Source organism: Tistrella mobilis (assembly GCF_039634785.1).
GTDB classification, from domain to species: Bacteria; Pseudomonadota; Alphaproteobacteria; order Tistrellales; family Tistrellaceae; genus Tistrella; species Tistrella mobilis.
The window spans coordinates 58,278-73,799 of the sequence record NZ_JBBIAB010000002.1; the positions used below are offsets into that span (position 1 = coordinate 58,278).

A 15,522-nucleotide genomic window follows, 5' to 3' on the forward strand; every position below is an offset into this window, starting at 1 on the left:
GATTGCCTGCGCGCCCTGGACGATGCGTCTTTACAAGACCTGCGCCGTCGATCACCAGCACTTTGCGGCAGATCCAGGCCTTCTGGCAGTCTTCACGCGGACAGGAACCTGGATCCCCGCCTTCGCGGGGATGACGGTATAGAGGATGTACACAGGTTGGCCGGTGCAGAAGCTGACAGGAGCGGGGGTTGAGAACATGGCATGGGCGCCGGACCCTGGGCCGGATACTGTCGATGTCCTGAGGGGTCACCGATGTTCTTTGCGCAACACCCACCACCGTCATCCAGGACGTCGGCAGGTGCGGGGCGGGAGAGGGGAGCCCGAGACCGGCAGTCGACGGCGTTGACCATCCACACAAAGACGATCCGCAACAGGATCGCATCCATGTGATCAGGGAGGATACCCGCATGACCATCAGGACGATGCTGGCCACGAGGACGATGCTGGCCGGCGGCGCATTGCTTGCGCTGGCCGCGACCGGGCTTGCCGCAGCGCCCGCCCGGGCGGTGACGCTGAAGCTTGCGACCGATTCCGGGGCCAAGGGCTCGGATGCCGGCAATGCGATCGAGGCCTGGGCCGAGAAGATCAAGGCCGGCACCAAGGGGGAGGTCGATGTCCAGGTCTTCTATCAGAACGAACTGGGCGGCCAGCAGGAAGTCTTCGACCTGCTGATGGCCGGCGATGTCGATCTGATGCTGAACTGGCCGATGACCTCTTACGATCAGCGGATTTCGCTGATCTACACGCCCTATATGTTCACCGACTGGCCCGAGGCGCTGAAGGCCTATGGGCCGGGCGGCTGGCTCCACGCGGCCCTGGGCGACATCTATGGCGATATCGGGCTGCGCTTCCTGGGCGCCTGGCCCGAGGGCTTCAACGGCGTCGCCACCCGCGGCGGCCATGCCACCACGATCGAGGCCGCGAAGGCGTTCAAGGTGCGGGTGCCGCCGGTATCGCCCTTCACCGAGACCGTGGCGGCGATGGGTTATCAGACCGCGACCGTCGATTGGGGTGAGCTGTATTCCGCCATCCAGACCGGCGTGGTCGACGGCGAGGCGGCCAATGTCATCTTCTACGACGTCACCTATTTCGGCGATGTGCTGACCGATTACGTCCACACCCGCCAGCAGTTCCTGACCGGCATCCTGACCGCGAACGAGGAAAGCTGGCAGGAGCTGACGCCGGCACAGCAGACCGTGGTGGCAGAGGCCGCGCGTCAGGTGATGGTGGCGCAGTTCGATGCGGCGAAGGCGGCGGACGAGGGCCATGTGGCGGCGTGGAAAAAGCTCGGCCATGCCTATGTCGAACCCTCGGCCGAAGAGCTGGCGGCCCTGACCAAAGCGGTGCGCGCCGCCGTCTGGCCGGGCATGGAAAAGGTGCTGGGGCCCGAGCTGATGGCCCGGGTGCGCGCGCAGACCGGCAACTGACATCAAGCGCCATCTCGCCCGATCGGCCCCGTCCTGCCCGTCGTCTCCGGGGGTTAAGCCCGTGATCACCTTCCTCGCTGCGCTGGACGGGGCCTTCGCCCGCGTCCTCAACCTGCTCGTGCTGGTCACCAGCCTTGTCGTCACCGCCGCCCTGGTGCTGCTGGTGACGGCACGGGCCGGGTTCGACCTGCCGCTGACCGGCATGCACGAGGCCAGCATGCTGGCCGCCATGTGGCTCTACATGGCAGGCGCCACACTCGCCACCCGCAATGGCCGCCATCTGACGGTCGATTTCCTGGCGACCGGCCTGACCGGCCGGCGGGCGCGGGCGATCCACGGGCTGATCATCGCCGCGATCACCGCGGTGGTGGCGGGGCTGTTCTGCTTCTGGGTGTGGAAGATGTTCGCCTGGGGCCTGAAACGCCCGCAGACCATCCCGGTGCTGGGCCTGCCGCTCTGGCTGGCCCAGGCACCGCTGGCGCTGGCCGCCGTCACCGCCGTGCTTTATGCGCTGCGCGACATGGCGCGTGCCGTCCTGGCCCTGGCCGGACGGGGGGAGGGTGGCTGAGATGGACGCGCTCGCAGCCCTTCTGCTTCTGCTGGTCCTGCTCGGCATCGGCCTGCCGGTGGCCTGGTCCTTCGCAGCGGTGGTGGCGGCGCTCGCCGTCATCTACGACGCCAATTTCAACACCCTGATGCTGCAGGGCTTCCGCTCGCTCGACGGCGTCATCCTGCTGGCCCTGCCGCTTTTCGTGCTGGCGGGTTATCTGATGCAGTCGGGCGGCATCGCCGACCGGCTGGTCGCCTTCATCGAACTGCTGGTCGGCCGCCGCCGCGGCGGCATGGGCAGCGCCATGGTGGTGACCTCGGGCGTGTTCGGCGCGATGGCCGGCACCGCGACCGCGGCGGTGGCCGCCATCGGCACGCTGATGATCGACCCGATGGAAAAGCGGGGCTATTCCCGCGGCTATGCCGCGGCCCTGCTCGGCATTTCGTCGCTGCTGGGCATCCTGATCCCGCCCTCGATCACCATGATCCTGTTCGCGGTGGCGACCCAGCAATCGGTCGCGGCCTGTTTTGCGGCGTCGATCGTGCCGGGGCTGCTGTTGATGGTGGGGTTGATCCTGTTCAACCGCAGCCAGATCGGCCGGCATATCCACGAGATCCGCAGCGATCGCCGGCAAAGCCCGGCCGAAAAGCTGGGCGTGTCGGTCCGCGCCCTGCCGGCGCTGTCGATGCCGGCGATCATCATCGGCGGCATCTATGGCGGGCTGTTCACCCCCACCGAAGCCGCAGCCTTCGCGGTGCTGGCCGCCGTGCTGATCGGCCTTTTCGTCTATCGCGACATGACGCCGGCAAAGCTCCGCCAGGCGACCATCGATGCGGCCGAGACCACCGGATCGATCATCATCATCCTGCTCTTCTCGTTCATCATCGGCCGGATGCTGGTCGCCGGCCGGGTGCCGCAGGATCTGGCGGCGCTGGTCGCCTCGGTGGTGTCGGATCCGGTGATGATCATGATCATCGTGAACCTCTTCCTGATCCTGGTCGGCGCGCTGATCGACGACGTGTCGATCACGGTGGTGATCGCACCGCTGCTGCTGCCGCTGATGGTCTCGGTCGATGTCCACCCGGTGCATTTCGCCGCCATCGTCGGCACCTCGGTGGTGATCGGCGCCAACAGCCCGCCGATGGCGCCGCTGCTGTTCATGGCCTGCCGGATCGGCGGGGTTTCGGCCCAGCACGCCGTGGGGCCGGCGCTCAGGATGATGGCCTGGGTGGCGCTGCCGGTGCTGCTGCTGACCAGCTTCGTCCCCACCCTGTCGCTCAGCCTGCCGCGCTGGCTGGGGCTGCTCTGAGCGGCGTTTCCGCATTGGATCAGGCGGGGTCGCCCGCCGCCCCGCCATCGCGCTCCAGCCGGTTGCGCAGCGCCGTCATCACCCGCCAGGCGGTTCGCAGCTCGTCCAGGGTCAACCCCTCGGCCAGGGCGTCGATCTGCGGATCGTACAGGCGGAGCGCCTGGTCATAAACCGCGCGGCCGCGGGGGGTGAGCACCACCAGCTGCGCGCGCTTGTGATGGGGGTTGGGCGCGAAGGCGACGATGCCCTCTTTCGCCAGATCATTGACGATCCGCTGCACGTTCTGGCGGTTGGCGCCCAGATCGCGGGCCAGCCAGGCCACCGGCTGGGGCCGGTCGGCATAGACGATCGCGCCCAGAATCTGCCAGCGCGCGCTGGTCAGCCCCAGCGGCGCCACCAGCCGATCGCCCCAGGCGAGCGTCAGATTGTTCACCCGGAACAAAGCCAGGATCAGATCGGTCAGGGCCGTGGCCCTGGCGGCATGCTGGTCATCGGACATGCGTCATCCTGCGAGCTGATTGACACTTTGCGCATTAATTGACATCATGATGTCAATTGGTCATGTAGATGACGCTAGCGCGTCTGCCCATCCCGGGCAAGCCCCGGATGCCGGCGGCGCCGATGGGGAGACTGCGTCCCGATGAAGGCCGCCCTTATGAAATCTGCCGCACCGATACGCCGCATCCACCCGATCGCCGGCACCATCGCCCTGCTGACCATCGCGAGCTTCTGGCTGGCCACGGTCGCCGCCGAAATCTGGGGCAGCGCCGCCACCGTCGCCCTGGTCAAGACCGCCATCCCCTGGGGGTTCCTGCTGCTGGTGCCGGCCCTGGCGGTAACCGGCGGGTCGGGTATGGCGCTTGCGAAGGGGGGGCAGGCCGGAGGAGGGCTGGCGGCGCGCAAGCGCAGGCGCATGGCGATCATCGCCGCCAACGGCATGCTGGTGCTGATCCCCTCGGCCCTGTTCCTGGCCGCCCGGGCCGGGGCGGGGCGGTTCGACACCGGCTTCGTGCTCGTCCAGGCGATCGAGCTGGTCGCAGGGGCGGTCAACCTCACCCTGCTCTGCCTCAACCTGCGGGATGGGATCCGGATGGCGCGGGGGCGGGTTGCGTAACCGGCGACGACCCCGCCAGCGCCTCCAGCGCCATGCGGCGATAGGTGGCGACCAGGCGGTCGCCTTCCTCAGGGGGGACGGCGATGGCGAGCCGCATGGTCGCCTCGCCCAGATGCATGACCAGGAAGGCGGTGGCCTCTACCGCGGCCGGGTCGGCCCCCGGGCGGATGCGGCGGATGGTGTCGGCCAGAAGGCGGCCGTTCAGCCGGCTTTCCTCGACCTCCATCTCGCGCAGCAGCTTGTCGGCCTGCATGCCCGACCAGATGTCCGAGATGACCGGGTCGGCCCGGAACAGGCTGTAGTATTCATCGATCAGCGCACCGAAGGCGGCGAGCAGGCCGGGTTCGTCGGCGACCGGTTCCAGCCCGGCGCGGATGCAGGCCCGGCTCTCTTCATTGCAGCGCATCGCCAGCATCCGGATGATCGCCGCCTTGTCGGGAAAGAACTGGTAAAGCGAGCCGATCGGCACACCGGCGCGTTCGGCCACCTGCGCCATGCGCAGCCCGTCGGTGCCGTCGGCGGCGATGATCTCCCGCGCGGCCAGAAGCATGCGCTCCACCCGCTCGCGGCTGCGCTGCTGGGTGGGCATGCGCCGTGGCGCGGCGCGGTCTGGCGTGGTCGTCACCGGGTTCCGTTCTCCCCCTGATTTTCCGGCTTGACCCAGAATACGAGTCTGGCTCATGTTTTTCAATATGAGAGTTGCTCATGTTTTAGGGAGGGACGGGTCATGACCACAGGCGAGACGGGGGGCGGCGAGATGGGGGGCGGCGGGATGGTCGCGGACCGGCGGCCGGTTCTGGTGACCGGCGGTACCGGCAAGACCGGGCGGCGGGTGGCGGCGGGGCTCTGGGCGCGGGGATGGCCGGTGCGGATCGCCGCGCGCAGCGTGGCACCCGCCGCCGATGCGGTGCGCTTCGACTGGGCCGATCGGGCTGGCTGGCCGGCGGTTTTGGATGGTGTGGGCGCGGTTTACGTCGCCTATGCGCCCGATCTGGCGGTGCCCGGGGCGGCGGACGACATCACCGCCTTCGCCGCCGCGGCACGGGCGGCGGGTGTCGGCCGGATCGTGATGCTGTCGGGCCGCGGCGAGCCGGGGGCCGAGGCCGCGGAGCGCGCGCTGGCGGCTGCCGGAACGGTGGGGGCCGGCTTCGACTGGACGGTGCTGCGCGCCAGCTGGTTTGTGCAGAACTTCACCGAAGGCCTGCTGGCCGATGCCCTGGCGGCGGGGGAACTGGCCCTGCCGGTGGGCGATGTGCCCGAACCCTTCATCGATGCCGACGACATCGCCGACATCGCGGTCAAGGCCCTGACCGAAGACGGGCTGGGCGGCCGCATCCTGGAGCTGACCGGCCCCCGGTCGCTGAGCTTCGCCGCCGCCATGGCCGAGATCAGCCGCCTGACCGGCCGGCCGGTCAGCTATCGGCAGGTCCCGCTGGCCGATTTCCTGGCCGGGCTTCAGGCCCAGGGCGTGCCCGACGACATGCGCGACTTCCTGGCCTGGCTGTTCACCACGCTGTTCGACGGCCGCAACAGCGCCACCACACCCACCGTGCCCGAGATTCTGGGCCGCCCCGCGCGCGATATCACCGACCGAGCTGCTGCCGGATGGCCCTGAGGGTTGCCCGGCCATAGGGCGGTTTCAGCCCGGCCAGTTTTGCGATGTCGAGCCGCGACTGACGATAGATCGCCCGGGCATGGCTGAAGGTGCGGAACCCGTCCCGGCCGTGATAGGCGCCCATGCCCGAGGGGCCGATGCCGCCGAAGGGCAGGTCTTCCTGGCCGATATGGAAGATCACGTCGTCCAGCGTCACACCGCCCGAGACGGTGCGGTCCAGCACGCGGCGGCGTTCGGCCGCATCGCTGCCGAAATAATAGAGGCCAAGCGGCCGGTCGCGGCGGTTGACCTCGGCGATCGCGCCGTCGATATCGCCATAGCGCCGCAGCGGCAGGATCGGGCCGAAGATCTCTTCCTGCATCAGGATCATGTCGTCGGTGACGTCGCGGACGATGTGCAGCGGCATCTTGCGGCTGTTGCTGGCGGTGAAATCCTCACCCGCCGGATTGACCGTCTCGATCCGCGCGCCCTTGGCCCGGGCATCCGCCAGCCAGCCGGTCAGGCGCTGGTGATGGCGGTCGTTGATGATGGCCGTGTAGTCGGGGTTGTCGATCAGCCGCGGATACATCGTGGCCGCCGCGCGCGTCAGCCCCTCGACCACCTGGTCCTCGCGGTCTTCGGGCACCAGCATGTAATCGGGGGCAAGGCAGGTCTGGCCGGCATTCATCATCTTGCCGATCACCACCCGTTCGGTGCTGCGGGCGATATCGGCCGACGCGCCCAGGATCACCGGCGATTTGCCGCCCAGTTCCAGCGTTACCGGCGTCAGATTGTCGGCCGCCGCGCGCAGGATATGGCGGCCGATGCCGGTGGCACCGGTGAACAGCAGGTGGTCGAAGGGCAGGGCGGCGAAGGCCCGGCCGGTCTCGGGCCCGCCCGAGACGAAGGCCAGTTCCTCGGCGGCGAAATAGCGCGGGCAAAGCGCGTCGAACAGGGCGGCTGTGCGCGGGGTGTATTCGCTGGTCTTGACCATCGCCCGGTTGCCGGCGGCCAGCACCCCCGCCAGCGGCGCCATCACCAGATTGACCGGATAGTTCCAGGGCGCGATCACCCCCACCACGCCCTTGGGCTGGTATTCGACCCGGCCGCGGCCGCCCAGCAGGCCCAGCGGAAAGGTCACCGGCCGCCGTTCCGGCCGCATCCAGCGCCCCAGATGCCGCCGGGCATGGCGCAGCGGCAGAACCGAGGCCAGGATGTCGGTGATCATCGACTGCTCGCGGCTGCGATGGCCGAAATCCTCGCTCATCGCCGCACAGAAGGCCTCGGCATTCTCGGTCACCAGCGCGATGGCGCGCGTCAGCCGGTCGCGGCGGATATCGGCCGCAACCGGCAGGGCGGCGGTGAAGGCCGCTTTCTGCGCCTGGAAGATGGTGGTCGGATCGGACATGTCTGATCTCTTGCCGCGGGAAGGGGGAGAGGACCGGAGGATGGGATAAGAGCGCGGCATCGCCACACCATATATCTTTCGCTGATTGGCGCCGGGATGTCTAAATATACTTATGGTTGTGCTTCCGGAGTGGTCGCCCCGGCGCGGTGGTCGTGGCCGGTGCCGGGTATGGCGATAACCATGATCGAGAGCAGCGCCAGCAGGCCGGGAATGAGCGCCATCGAAACCCCTGCCGCCGCGCCCGGGAGGATCGGGGACAGAAGGTCGAGCCCGACGCCTGCGAGCAGCGGCCCGCTGGCGAGGCCGGTTTTTTCTCCGGCCATCCAGATGCCGGTGATCAACCCGCCGCCCTCGCCCTGTTCAAGATAGTCCGCCGTCAGATCGGCAAGGCCGGTGAAGCCGGCGATCTGCACGCCCGCCATGCTGGCCCCGCCCAGCGCCATGCCGACATAGAAGGGCGCATCGATCGCCGAAGCCGTTCCGACCATCACGCCGCTGACGCAGCCGATGGCGGCGGCCAGCCACCAGACCCGGCGCAGGCCCAGCCTGCGGATCAGGGATGGCCAGACGGCCGAACTGCCCAGCGCCGCCAGGATGTCGACCAGCATGGCCAGGCCCACCACCTCGCCGTCGGCGCCAAGCTCGCGGACCAGGAAGGGCAGCAGCGCCGAAAAGGCACCCGCGGCTGCAAGCAGCAGGATGAAGGCCGCCATCTGCACCACGAACCGGCGGGGCAGGCGCCATCTCGCCTGTCGCACCGTTCTGGCGGCCGGCGCCGGGCGGGACCGGGCCATGCCGCCGGCGGGCAGCCGGCAGGTGATCAGAAAGGCGGCCATGGCGATGGCGCAGGCGATCGCCATCGCCAGCCCCATGCTGTCATAGCCGGCGCGGGTCGCGATCACCGGTGCGCTCACCCCGCCGATCAGAACGCCCAGAAATGCGAGGCCCAGCCGGGTCGAGACCAGCGCGCGCCGTTCCGCCGGCCGGGCGTCCAGCTCGGCCGGCAATGCCGAATAGGGCACGGCGAACAGCGAATAGCCGGTGGTGCAGACAAGATAGATCAGCACCGGCACGGCGACATTGCCCGCATGCTGCTGCGGCAGGCTGAACAGCATCCAGAGCCCGACGCAGCCGACGAGGGCGCCGAGAGCCATCAGCCTGCGGCGGCCGCCATGGCTGCTGCGGTGCAGCCGGTCGGCCCAGATCCCGATCAACGGGTCGCCGATCAGCCCCGCCGCCTTCGGGATCAGGATGATCATCCCGGCGACCGCTGCGGACAGATGGACCTCGACCGTCAGGAAATAGAGCAGCAGAACCCCCGGCACGGTGGTGAAGATGCCGGTACCGACCGAGCCTGCGCCATAGCTCAGGCGGCGGAACAGGCGGGCGGGCGCGGTCATGACGCCACCGCCGGCCGTGCGGCGGCGGCGGAAAGCGCCTCCAGAATCGGGGCGATGTCCCGGTCGCGCACGCCGCTATGGACGGCCAGGCGCACGATCTCGGGCGTGATCGTGATCGCCCCCACCCCCTGACCGGCCAGCGCCTCGACGAAGGCGTCGGCATCGCCCGCGGGCCGGTTCAGGAAGATCAGATTGCTGGCCACGGGGTGGATCGCCTGCTCGCCGAAGCGCTCCACGATGCCCTCTGCCAGCATCCGGGTCCGATGCGCGTCGGCTTCGAGCCGCTCCCGCCAGCCGTCGAGCGCGGCCAGCGCGGCGGCGGCCACGGCGCCGATCGGGCGCCAGTCCCCGCCGAGCGCGCTGCGCCAGCGCGCCGCCTCGTCGATCATGGCGCCGGGGCCGGCCAGAACCGCGCCGAGGGGCGCGCCGATCGCCTTGTTCAGGCTGACCGCCACCGTGTCGCACCCGGCGGTCATTGCCGACATGGGCAGCTTCATGGCCACGGCGGCGTTCCACAGCCGGGAGCCGTCGAGATGCAGCGCGCGGCCGGCCTCGCGGCAAAGGGTCGCGATGTCTGCCTGCCATCCGGCCGGCATCACCGATCCCGCCGCCAGCATCTGGGTGTTTTCCAGCCAGACCAGGGCCGGCACCGCAGGATGGTCGCGCAGAAAACACCCCACGGCGTCGGGTGCGGGGTGGCCGTTCTCGGTGCTCAGGGCCCGGGCGGTGATGCCGGTCAGCGCGGTCGCCCCGGCTTCCACCGTCACCACATGCGCCAGCGGGGCCGCGGCGAGAAGCCCGCCGCCGGGCAGGTGCAGCCGGATCGCGATCTGGTTGGCCATGGTGCAGCTGGGCACCAGCAGCACGGCCTCCACCCCCAGCTCATCGGCCAGACCCTCCGACAGCCTGCGCTCATAGGGGTCTTCCATCAGGGTCATCGCCGGCGGCTGAAGGGCTGCAAGCGTCATCGCGGCCGCCACGGCGGCCGGGCGGCTGCCCATCAGGTCGCTGCGCAGATCGATCATCGTCTGCGTCCGCGGAACCGGATGGCTGTCCCACCAGCGCGTTTCCATCCTTGGCATGTCTCGTCCGTCCCGATATTTTATGACGGACTAATTATGGATCTGATTCAAAAATTGGAGTCAATTCCAATGTCGAGTGAATCCCTGCGCCAGCGCGGCAAGGCGCGTCGTCAGGCCGATATCGTCGCGGCTGCTGCCGATCTGTGGCGTGCCCGGGGCGTCGGGAATGTGTCGCTCAACCAGATCGCCGCGGCGGCGGAAGTGGCGCCGCAGACGGTCTACAACCTTGTCGGCGGGCTGGAAGCGATCAGCTTCGCGGTGATCGAGCTGGCGCTGGCGCGGCTGGATGGCGTGCTTGCGTCATCGGCTGAAACGGGTGTCGCGCTGGCCCTGGAAGCGGCCAGGGTGTCTGCCGGACTGTACATCGCCGATTCCGGGCTTTACCGGCAGCTGCTCGTCCGCGTGCCGCAGGTGCTGTTCGATGGCACCCATCTGGGGCGCGATCTGGCCCAGATCACCATCCGGGCGATGGTTCAGGCCGCCGCTGCGGGTGAGATATCGGCCCGGATCGATCCGGACCGCCTGGGACGCACGATCTACATCAACTATCTGGGCGCGCTTTACGACTGGGCATGCGGCGACGCGGCCGATGCCGATTTTCTGCGGGCGGCCGAAATTGCCGTCCTTGCGCCCGTGGTCGCCTGTATGCCCCCGGAGGCCTCTGCCGCCGATGCCGGCCGGTCCGGCCCGGCGGCGCAGCTGTTCGCCCTGCTGGCGCCGCCGGCCTGACCCCCCGCCGCACGGGGCTGGCGGGGGGCAGGCCGATGACAAGTGGGGCCGGTGACAGGTGGGGCCGGTGACTCTCAGGCGGCACCTCCCGCCAGTTGCGACGACAGCGAGCTGCGCAGGCGGTTGTTCTGGCGGGTGAATTCCTCGTCGAAGGATCGCCGGCTGGTGACCGGGTCTTCGAACCGGCGCAGCGACGGGGCATAGGGCTGGGCGGCGGCGGTGCTTTCGGGCGTGGAACCGCCGAGCGTGGCTTCGGGCTGGCCATTGCCGTTGGCACCGCCGCCGGTACCGGTCTGGCCGCTGGGATTGGCCAGATCGATGCTGCCGGCGGTGATGAAATAGCTGCCCAGCGCCATGTTCGCGACACCGGTGATCGACGCCCACCAGCGCGATTCGATGCCGAAGAAGGTTCTGGTGCCCGAGGCCGCGGCATTGGCCACGCGCTCGCCGGTATTGGCGGCCGAGAAGGCGGCGGTGCCGGTCAGATCGGCCAGGGCGATATCGACGCTCGAAACCTCCGAGAGGCCGTAGAGCCTGACACTCCGCATCCCCTGATAGGCCTTGTAGGTGCTGCCGATGGCCGAGGCCGCCGAGGTCACCACCGAGGCGACGCCGAAGGCGAGCGAGGCGATGTTGAGATTGCGGATGGTCTCGGACCGGTCCCAGCCATTGGCCTCGTCGACCACGCCCATGATCGCGCTGGTCAGGCCCAGCGTCGCACTCACGAAGCCGAGCCCGGCCCCCACCATCCCCAGCACCGCCAGAGCACCGATCGAGGCACCGCCGGTGGGGATGGCCGCCACCACCAGCACCGCGGCCAGCACGAAGCCCACGATCGCGAGGCCCAGATTCCAGCCATTGCTGAGCAGGCCGCTCGGATCCGACAGGTTCACCGGGTCGCCGCGGCAATAGCCATAGGCGTTGTAGCCGGCGCCGCCGAACACGGCATAGGGGTCGGGGCTGAGGAAGACCATCAGTTCGGGGCAATAGGCCCGCCGCCCCTGGCCCAGATGGTAGAGCCCGGCCAGCGCATCCAGCCGCTCGCCGTTGAAGGCGACGCGATTGCGATCGATCAGCGGGGTTGCAGACGTCACCCCGGCCGGCCCGGCCCCGCCATAGGGGGTGTAGACGATGCCGGCCGTCGCACTGCCGTCGCCCACCGATGCGATGACGCTGCCGGCGGTGTCGAGCAGGTTTTCGCGCAGCTGCGTCACGCCGCCCTGGCTCAGCGCCTGGCCGCGGGTGGCGGTGCCGTCGCGCCGATAGCGCAGGGTATTGCTGCCCTGGCGTTCGGCGATCAGCCCCTCTTCGCCGTAATCCAGATGCAGCGGCGCCGCCCCGGGGGCCGTCTGGGTCACCAGCCGGTTTTCGGCATCATAGGCATAGCCGCCTGCGCCGGAGCAGGCGACCAGCCGGCCGAAGCCGTCCCAGGTGAACTGCCGGCCGGCGCCGTCGTCGATCATGTTGCTGTCGGCGTCATAGGAAAGCCGTCGGGTGGCGGCGGGGTTGGTGGTGCGGATCTCGACCAGTTTCGTGGGGTTGGTGGTGGCGAAGATCCGGTCGGCGCGGTTGCTGCTGCCGTCGGTGAAGCTGGTGGTGCAGCTGGTGATGTTGTCCAGCGCATCGAAGGTGAAGCTCTGCCCCGCGATCGCGCGGCCCTGGGGGTCCCTCGGATGGTCGCTGCCGGTGCAGGCATAGCCGGTCAGCCGGCCATAGGCGTCGTAGGTGAACTGCTCGTCGGCGATCGTCGCGCCGTTGCCGGCGGTGGTCAGGCGCCGCGACAGATTGCCGTTCTTCAGATAGCTGCGGCTCACCCGGCGCTGCAGCGCGCCGTTCAGCGTGAAATCCCGCGAGGCTTCGCGACCATAGCCGTCGAAAGCGACGGTGGTGACCAGGCTGCGGCCGCCCTCGGCAATGGTGGTCGTCACCGGCCGGCCATGGCTGTCATAGCTGTGGGTGATGGTGCAGCCGCCGCTGGTGATGCTCACCAGCCGGCCGGCGCTGTCATAGCTGCGGGTCTCGGCATCGCCCACCGGCGCCTCCATCCGGATCAGCCGGCCGCCGGGCGACCAGGTGAAGCGGGTGGTGGTGTCGGTGCCGTCGGTGTTCACCGTCTGGCTGGTCGGGAATTCATAGCCGTCATACGACCGGTCGCGCCGGGCGGTGGTGTTGGTGCTGCGGGTCAGCCGGCCGCTGGCCGCGGCATAGGCGTAATCGGAATGGCTGCCATCGGCGAGGGTGATCCGGGTCAGGGATTTCTGGGCGGGATCATAGGTGAACTGGCGGATGATGCCGGCCGGCGTGGTGCGGCTGGCGGGCTGGGGATCGGCACCGTCATAGGCAAGGCGCGTGGTGCCGTCGCCCAGGCTTTCGGTGATCATCCGGCCGACGCCGTCATGGCTGCGGGTGCCGAGCCGGGTGCCGTTCACCGTGACCGTGGCATGAAGTTCGGCAGAGCTGCCCGGCGCATAGCCCAGGGTGACGCTGCGGGCCGGGGTGCCGTCGGCGGGGGTGGTGCTGCTGCCGGTCATCCGGTCGAAGGCGTCATAGCTGTAGCGGGTGACGTTGCCGTCGACATCGGTCAGGCTGGTGCAGCGGCCGAAGCCGTCATAGCCGCGGGTCAGGGTCTGCAGCCGGTTGCCGGCCGTATCCACCTGCACCACCGTGGCCGGCTTTTCGAAACCGTTGAAGCTGGTGACGGTGGTGTTCAGCCCCTGGGTTCCGGTGGTCATGGTATTGGCCACCCGGTCGCGCACCGAAAGCGTGACGCTGCCGTCGGGATTGGTGGTGGTGACCAGATCGTTCCAGCCGTTATAGCCATAGCGGCTGACGAGCGACAGCTGCGCCGCCCCCGGCGGCTGGTCGTAGCTGGTTTCGGTCGCCTTGCGGCCCAGCCGGTCCCAGGTGGTGGCGCTGATCGGCCGCTCGGTGCCCGACAGCAGCTCGACCGAGGCGATGGCGCGGCCCAGCCCGTCATAGCGGGTGGCATAGGTTCTGCCCAGCGCATCCACGGTCTGCAGTTCCGCGGGCGTCGACGGCACCCCGCCCGACCAGACGGCGAAGCGATAGCTGTAGCGCCGCACCGCCGCTGCGGCGGTATCGGGCGCCACGGTTTCCGAGGTGACCCGGGCGGCGGCGTCATAGGTGTAGCGGATCACCGATCCGGTGCTGGCCCGCGCCTCGATCATGGCATCACAGGCGGGCAGGGTGCGTCGCCCCGACACGGCCGTGGTGCCGTCATGGCCGGTGATGGTGCGGGTTTCGTCCAGTTCCACGCCGCTGACGGTGTAACTGAAATCGGTGGTCGTGGTCTGCCCGTCCAGCACCATCACCTGGCGCTGGGGCCGGCCATGGACCAGCGGGCGCGCGCTGTCGCCGATGATGGTGTAGGTGATGGTGGCGCCGCCGGACACCGTATCGGTCAGCGGCTGGACATAGCTGCCGCCGCCCAGCCGGGCGACCTGCTGATAGGTGGTCGAAACCTCGCGCGCGGTGCCGCCGCCGGCCGGCACCGCGCGTTCCGCCGCGCGGAAGCGCACGAACAGCCCGTTCGGCTCGGGCGGGCAGCGCCCCGGCGTGCCGGCGATCGGATAGTAGTCGTAGTCCAGCCGCAGGCCCGACGGCTCGGTCTTCGACAGCAGGTTGCCGTAGTCGTCGGTCGACATCAGCGTGGTTTCGGCCCGCGATGCGCCATTGGCGCCGAAGGTCGTGACCGTGCTTTTCGCCAGCTGCAGATTGGCCGGCTGGTCGGCGAAATTGGTGTTCGGCAGCTCGTTATAGGTGATGTCGGTGGTCTTGGTGACGCCGTCCTGTTCCTGGTGTTCCCGCGTCATCAGATGGAATTTGTTGTAGGTGGTCGTCACCTTGCTCAAGACGGCATTGCCGGCATCCGGGTTCACCGTGCTCGCCTCGCACCAGTAGCTGTAGACGCCGGGCACCCGGTACAGGTTGTCGGTGCCGGCGACGAAGCCGCCCGCGAAGGGATAGCCGGTGAAATTCGTGGTCGTGCTGTAGCGATAGCGGGTCACCGTCGCCGGCAGCCCCGCCTCCTGGCGGCCACCCGCGGGCTGGCGCTCCCAGACGGTGACGGCCGGCAGATAGGTGTTGTTGTAATAGGGCAGGCCGCGCTCCAGATAGGTCACCAGCTCCAGCCCGCCCATCGGGGTCTCGACGCGGCTGATGCCGCGCATGCCGTTGGCGAATGTCTGATAGCGGTAGCGGCGCACCTGTTCAGGCGCGGCCGCCGCATCGAAGGGCATGGAAATCTCGGTCAGCAGGCCGTTCGAGGCGGTGAAGGTCACGGCACTCCGCCGGCCGCCGGTGGCGATGGTGGTGACGCGCGAAATGGTGCCCGACACATAGCTCGCCTCAAGGAACACGGTGCCGGTCTGCTCGCCGGTCACCCGGGTCAGCCAGCCGCCGGTCGAATAGTCCAGCCGCTGGCTTTCGCCGGTCTCCCAGGTGATCCGGGTGGTGCGATAGGGGCCGGTGCCGGTGGGCCGCGTCAGGGTCTCGGTCACGCCGTCGCCATACATCACCTCCAGCGTGGCGGTCGCCGTGCGGCGGACCTCGACATTCTTCAGCTTCCTGTCCTGGAAGGTCAGCAGCTGGCCCACCGCCGGCAGCGGGTTCGCCTTGTAGCGTTCCCCGGTCGACAGGCTGAGCACCAGATTGGCGATGTCGAAGCTGGTCACGTTCAGCGTCCAGCCGATGCCATAGCCGTCATTGGTGGTCTTGGCCATGGAGAAGGTCAGGGTCAGGTTGCGGCTTTCGGCGTCGCCGCCGCCGCCTTCGGGGCGCAGCGCCACCAGCGTCACCACGGCGCTGTACTGGCCGGTGCGCATATCCACCCGGCCGTCCTGATAGGAACTGAAATTGAACGCGTTGGAATAGATCTGGTCGGTCATGA

Annotated in this window: 12 protein-coding genes; 6 read left to right on the forward strand and 6 right to left on the reverse strand. The window is 68.9% G+C overall.

What is annotated here, in order from left to right; genetic code table 11:
• The first annotated feature begins 407 nt into the window (after positions 1–407).
• From dctP to WI697_RS03225, 3 genes are all read left to right on the forward strand, one after another.
• Complete coding sequence (dctP, locus tag WI697_RS03215; protein WP_345957332.1) at positions 408–1,427, forward strand: TRAP transporter substrate-binding protein DctP; 1,020 nt, start codon at positions 408–410, stop codon at positions 1,425–1,427.
• Positions 1,428–1,488: 61 nt separating this feature from the next.
• Positions 1,489–1,995 (forward strand): TRAP transporter small permease, encoded by a 507-nt coding sequence (locus tag WI697_RS03220; RefSeq protein WP_345957333.1) that lies wholly within the window; start codon positions 1,489–1,491, stop codon positions 1,993–1,995.
• 1 nt (position 1,996) lies between these two features.
• Positions 1,997–3,286, forward strand: coding sequence for a TRAP transporter large permease (locus WI697_RS03225; RefSeq protein WP_345957334.1), 1,290 nt, complete (start codon positions 1,997–1,999; stop codon positions 3,284–3,286).
• Between the two features lie 19 nt (positions 3,287–3,305).
• Here the strand turns inward: WI697_RS03225 and WI697_RS03230 are convergent, their stop codons facing one another.
• Positions 3,306–3,785, reverse strand: a complete 480-nt coding sequence (locus WI697_RS03230; RefSeq protein ID WP_345957335.1) for a MarR family winged helix-turn-helix transcriptional regulator — start codon at positions 3,783–3,785, stop codon at positions 3,306–3,308.
• 141 nt (positions 3,786–3,926) lie between these two features.
• Between WI697_RS03230 and WI697_RS03235 the strand changes: the two genes are divergently transcribed.
• On the forward strand, positions 3,927–4,400 hold the full coding sequence (locus WI697_RS03235) for a hypothetical protein (RefSeq protein WP_345957336.1): 474 nt from the start codon (positions 3,927–3,929) through the stop codon (positions 4,398–4,400).
• Here the strand turns inward: WI697_RS03235 and WI697_RS03240 are convergent.
• Positions 4,354–5,025 carry a TetR/AcrR family transcriptional regulator gene (locus tag WI697_RS03240; RefSeq protein ID WP_385997665.1) on the reverse strand — a complete coding sequence of 224 codons (672 nt, stop codon included), beginning with the start codon at positions 5,023–5,025 and terminating at the stop codon, positions 4,354–4,356. The two genes, WI697_RS03235 and WI697_RS03240, sit on opposite strands and share 47 nt — an antisense overlap.
• Before the next feature lie 132 nt (positions 5,026–5,157).
• Here WI697_RS03240 and WI697_RS03245 point away from each other — a divergent pair, with 132 nt between their 5' ends.
• The gene (locus WI697_RS03245) at positions 5,158–6,015 is read left to right on the forward strand and encodes an NAD(P)H-binding protein (RefSeq protein ID WP_385997724.1); all 858 of its coding nucleotides are present in this window, start codon (positions 5,158–5,160) and stop codon (positions 6,013–6,015) included.
• Here WI697_RS03245 and WI697_RS03250 read toward each other — a convergent pair.
• The 3 genes from WI697_RS03250 to WI697_RS03260 all read right to left on the reverse strand — a co-directional run bounded on the left by WI697_RS03250 (position 5,984) and on the right by WI697_RS03260 (position 9,875).
• Entirely contained in the window at positions 5,984–7,402 is a 1,419-nt protein-coding gene (locus tag WI697_RS03250; protein ID WP_345957337.1) for a coniferyl aldehyde dehydrogenase, read from the reverse strand. The genes WI697_RS03245 and WI697_RS03250 overlap by 32 nt on opposite strands.
• 110 nt (positions 7,403–7,512) lie before the next feature.
• Positions 7,513–8,802, reverse strand: coding sequence for an MFS transporter (locus WI697_RS03255; protein ID WP_345957338.1), 1,290 nt, complete (start codon positions 8,800–8,802; stop codon positions 7,513–7,515).
• A complete protein-coding gene (locus WI697_RS03260) occupies positions 8,799–9,875 on the reverse strand; it encodes a threonine aldolase family protein (RefSeq protein WP_345957339.1) in 1,077 nt (358 codons plus the stop codon). Before WI697_RS03260 ends, WI697_RS03255 begins: the two co-directional genes overlap by 4 nt.
• 78 nt (positions 9,876–9,953) lie before the next feature.
• On the opposite strand from WI697_RS03260, the gene WI697_RS03265 reads away from it, so the two are divergent.
• The gene (locus tag WI697_RS03265; RefSeq protein WP_345957340.1) at positions 9,954–10,613 is read left to right on the forward strand and encodes a TetR/AcrR family transcriptional regulator; all 660 of its coding nucleotides are present in this window, start codon (positions 9,954–9,956) and stop codon (positions 10,611–10,613) included.
• A gap of 74 nt (positions 10,614–10,687) precedes the next feature.
• On the opposite strand, the gene WI697_RS03270 is transcribed toward WI697_RS03265, so the two are convergent.
• Complete coding sequence (locus WI697_RS03270) at positions 10,688–15,520, reverse strand: RHS repeat-associated core domain-containing protein (protein WP_345957342.1); 4,833 nt, start codon at positions 15,518–15,520, stop codon at positions 10,688–10,690.
• Positions 15,521–15,522: the final 2 nt, after the last annotated feature.

Excerpts from the sequence above, each read along its gene's own strand:
- dctP (WP_345957332.1), top strand. The coding sequence starts at position 408 with ATGACCATCAGGACGATGCTGGCCACGAGGACGATGCTGGCCGGCGGC.
- WI697_RS03225 (WP_345957334.1), top strand. The coding sequence starts at position 1,997 with ATGGACGCGCTCGCAGCCCTTCTGCTTCTGCTGGTCCTGCTCGGCATC.
- WI697_RS03230 (WP_345957335.1), bottom strand. The coding sequence starts at position 3,785 with ATGTCCGATGACCAGCATGCCGCCAGGGCCACGGCCCTGACCGATCTG.
- WI697_RS03235 (WP_345957336.1), top strand. The coding sequence starts at position 3,927 with ATGAAGGCCGCCCTTATGAAATCTGCCGCACCGATACGCCGCATCCAC.
- WI697_RS03245 (WP_385997724.1), top strand. The coding sequence starts at position 5,158 with ATGGGGGGCGGCGGGATGGTCGCGGACCGGCGGCCGGTTCTGGTGACC.
- WI697_RS03250 (WP_345957337.1), bottom strand. The coding sequence starts at position 7,402 with ATGTCCGATCCGACCACCATCTTCCAGGCGCAGAAAGCGGCCTTCACC.
- WI697_RS03255 (WP_345957338.1), bottom strand. The coding sequence starts at position 8,802 with ATGACCGCGCCCGCCCGCCTGTTCCGCCGCCTGAGCTATGGCGCAGGC.
- WI697_RS03260 (WP_345957339.1), bottom strand. The coding sequence starts at position 9,875 with ATGGAAACGCGCTGGTGGGACAGCCATCCGGTTCCGCGGACGCAGACG.
- WI697_RS03265 (WP_345957340.1), top strand. The coding sequence starts at position 9,954 with ATGTCGAGTGAATCCCTGCGCCAGCGCGGCAAGGCGCGTCGTCAGGCC.
- WI697_RS03270 (WP_345957342.1), bottom strand. The coding sequence starts at position 15,520 with ATGACCGACCAGATCTATTCCAACGCGTTCAATTTCAGTTCCTATCAG.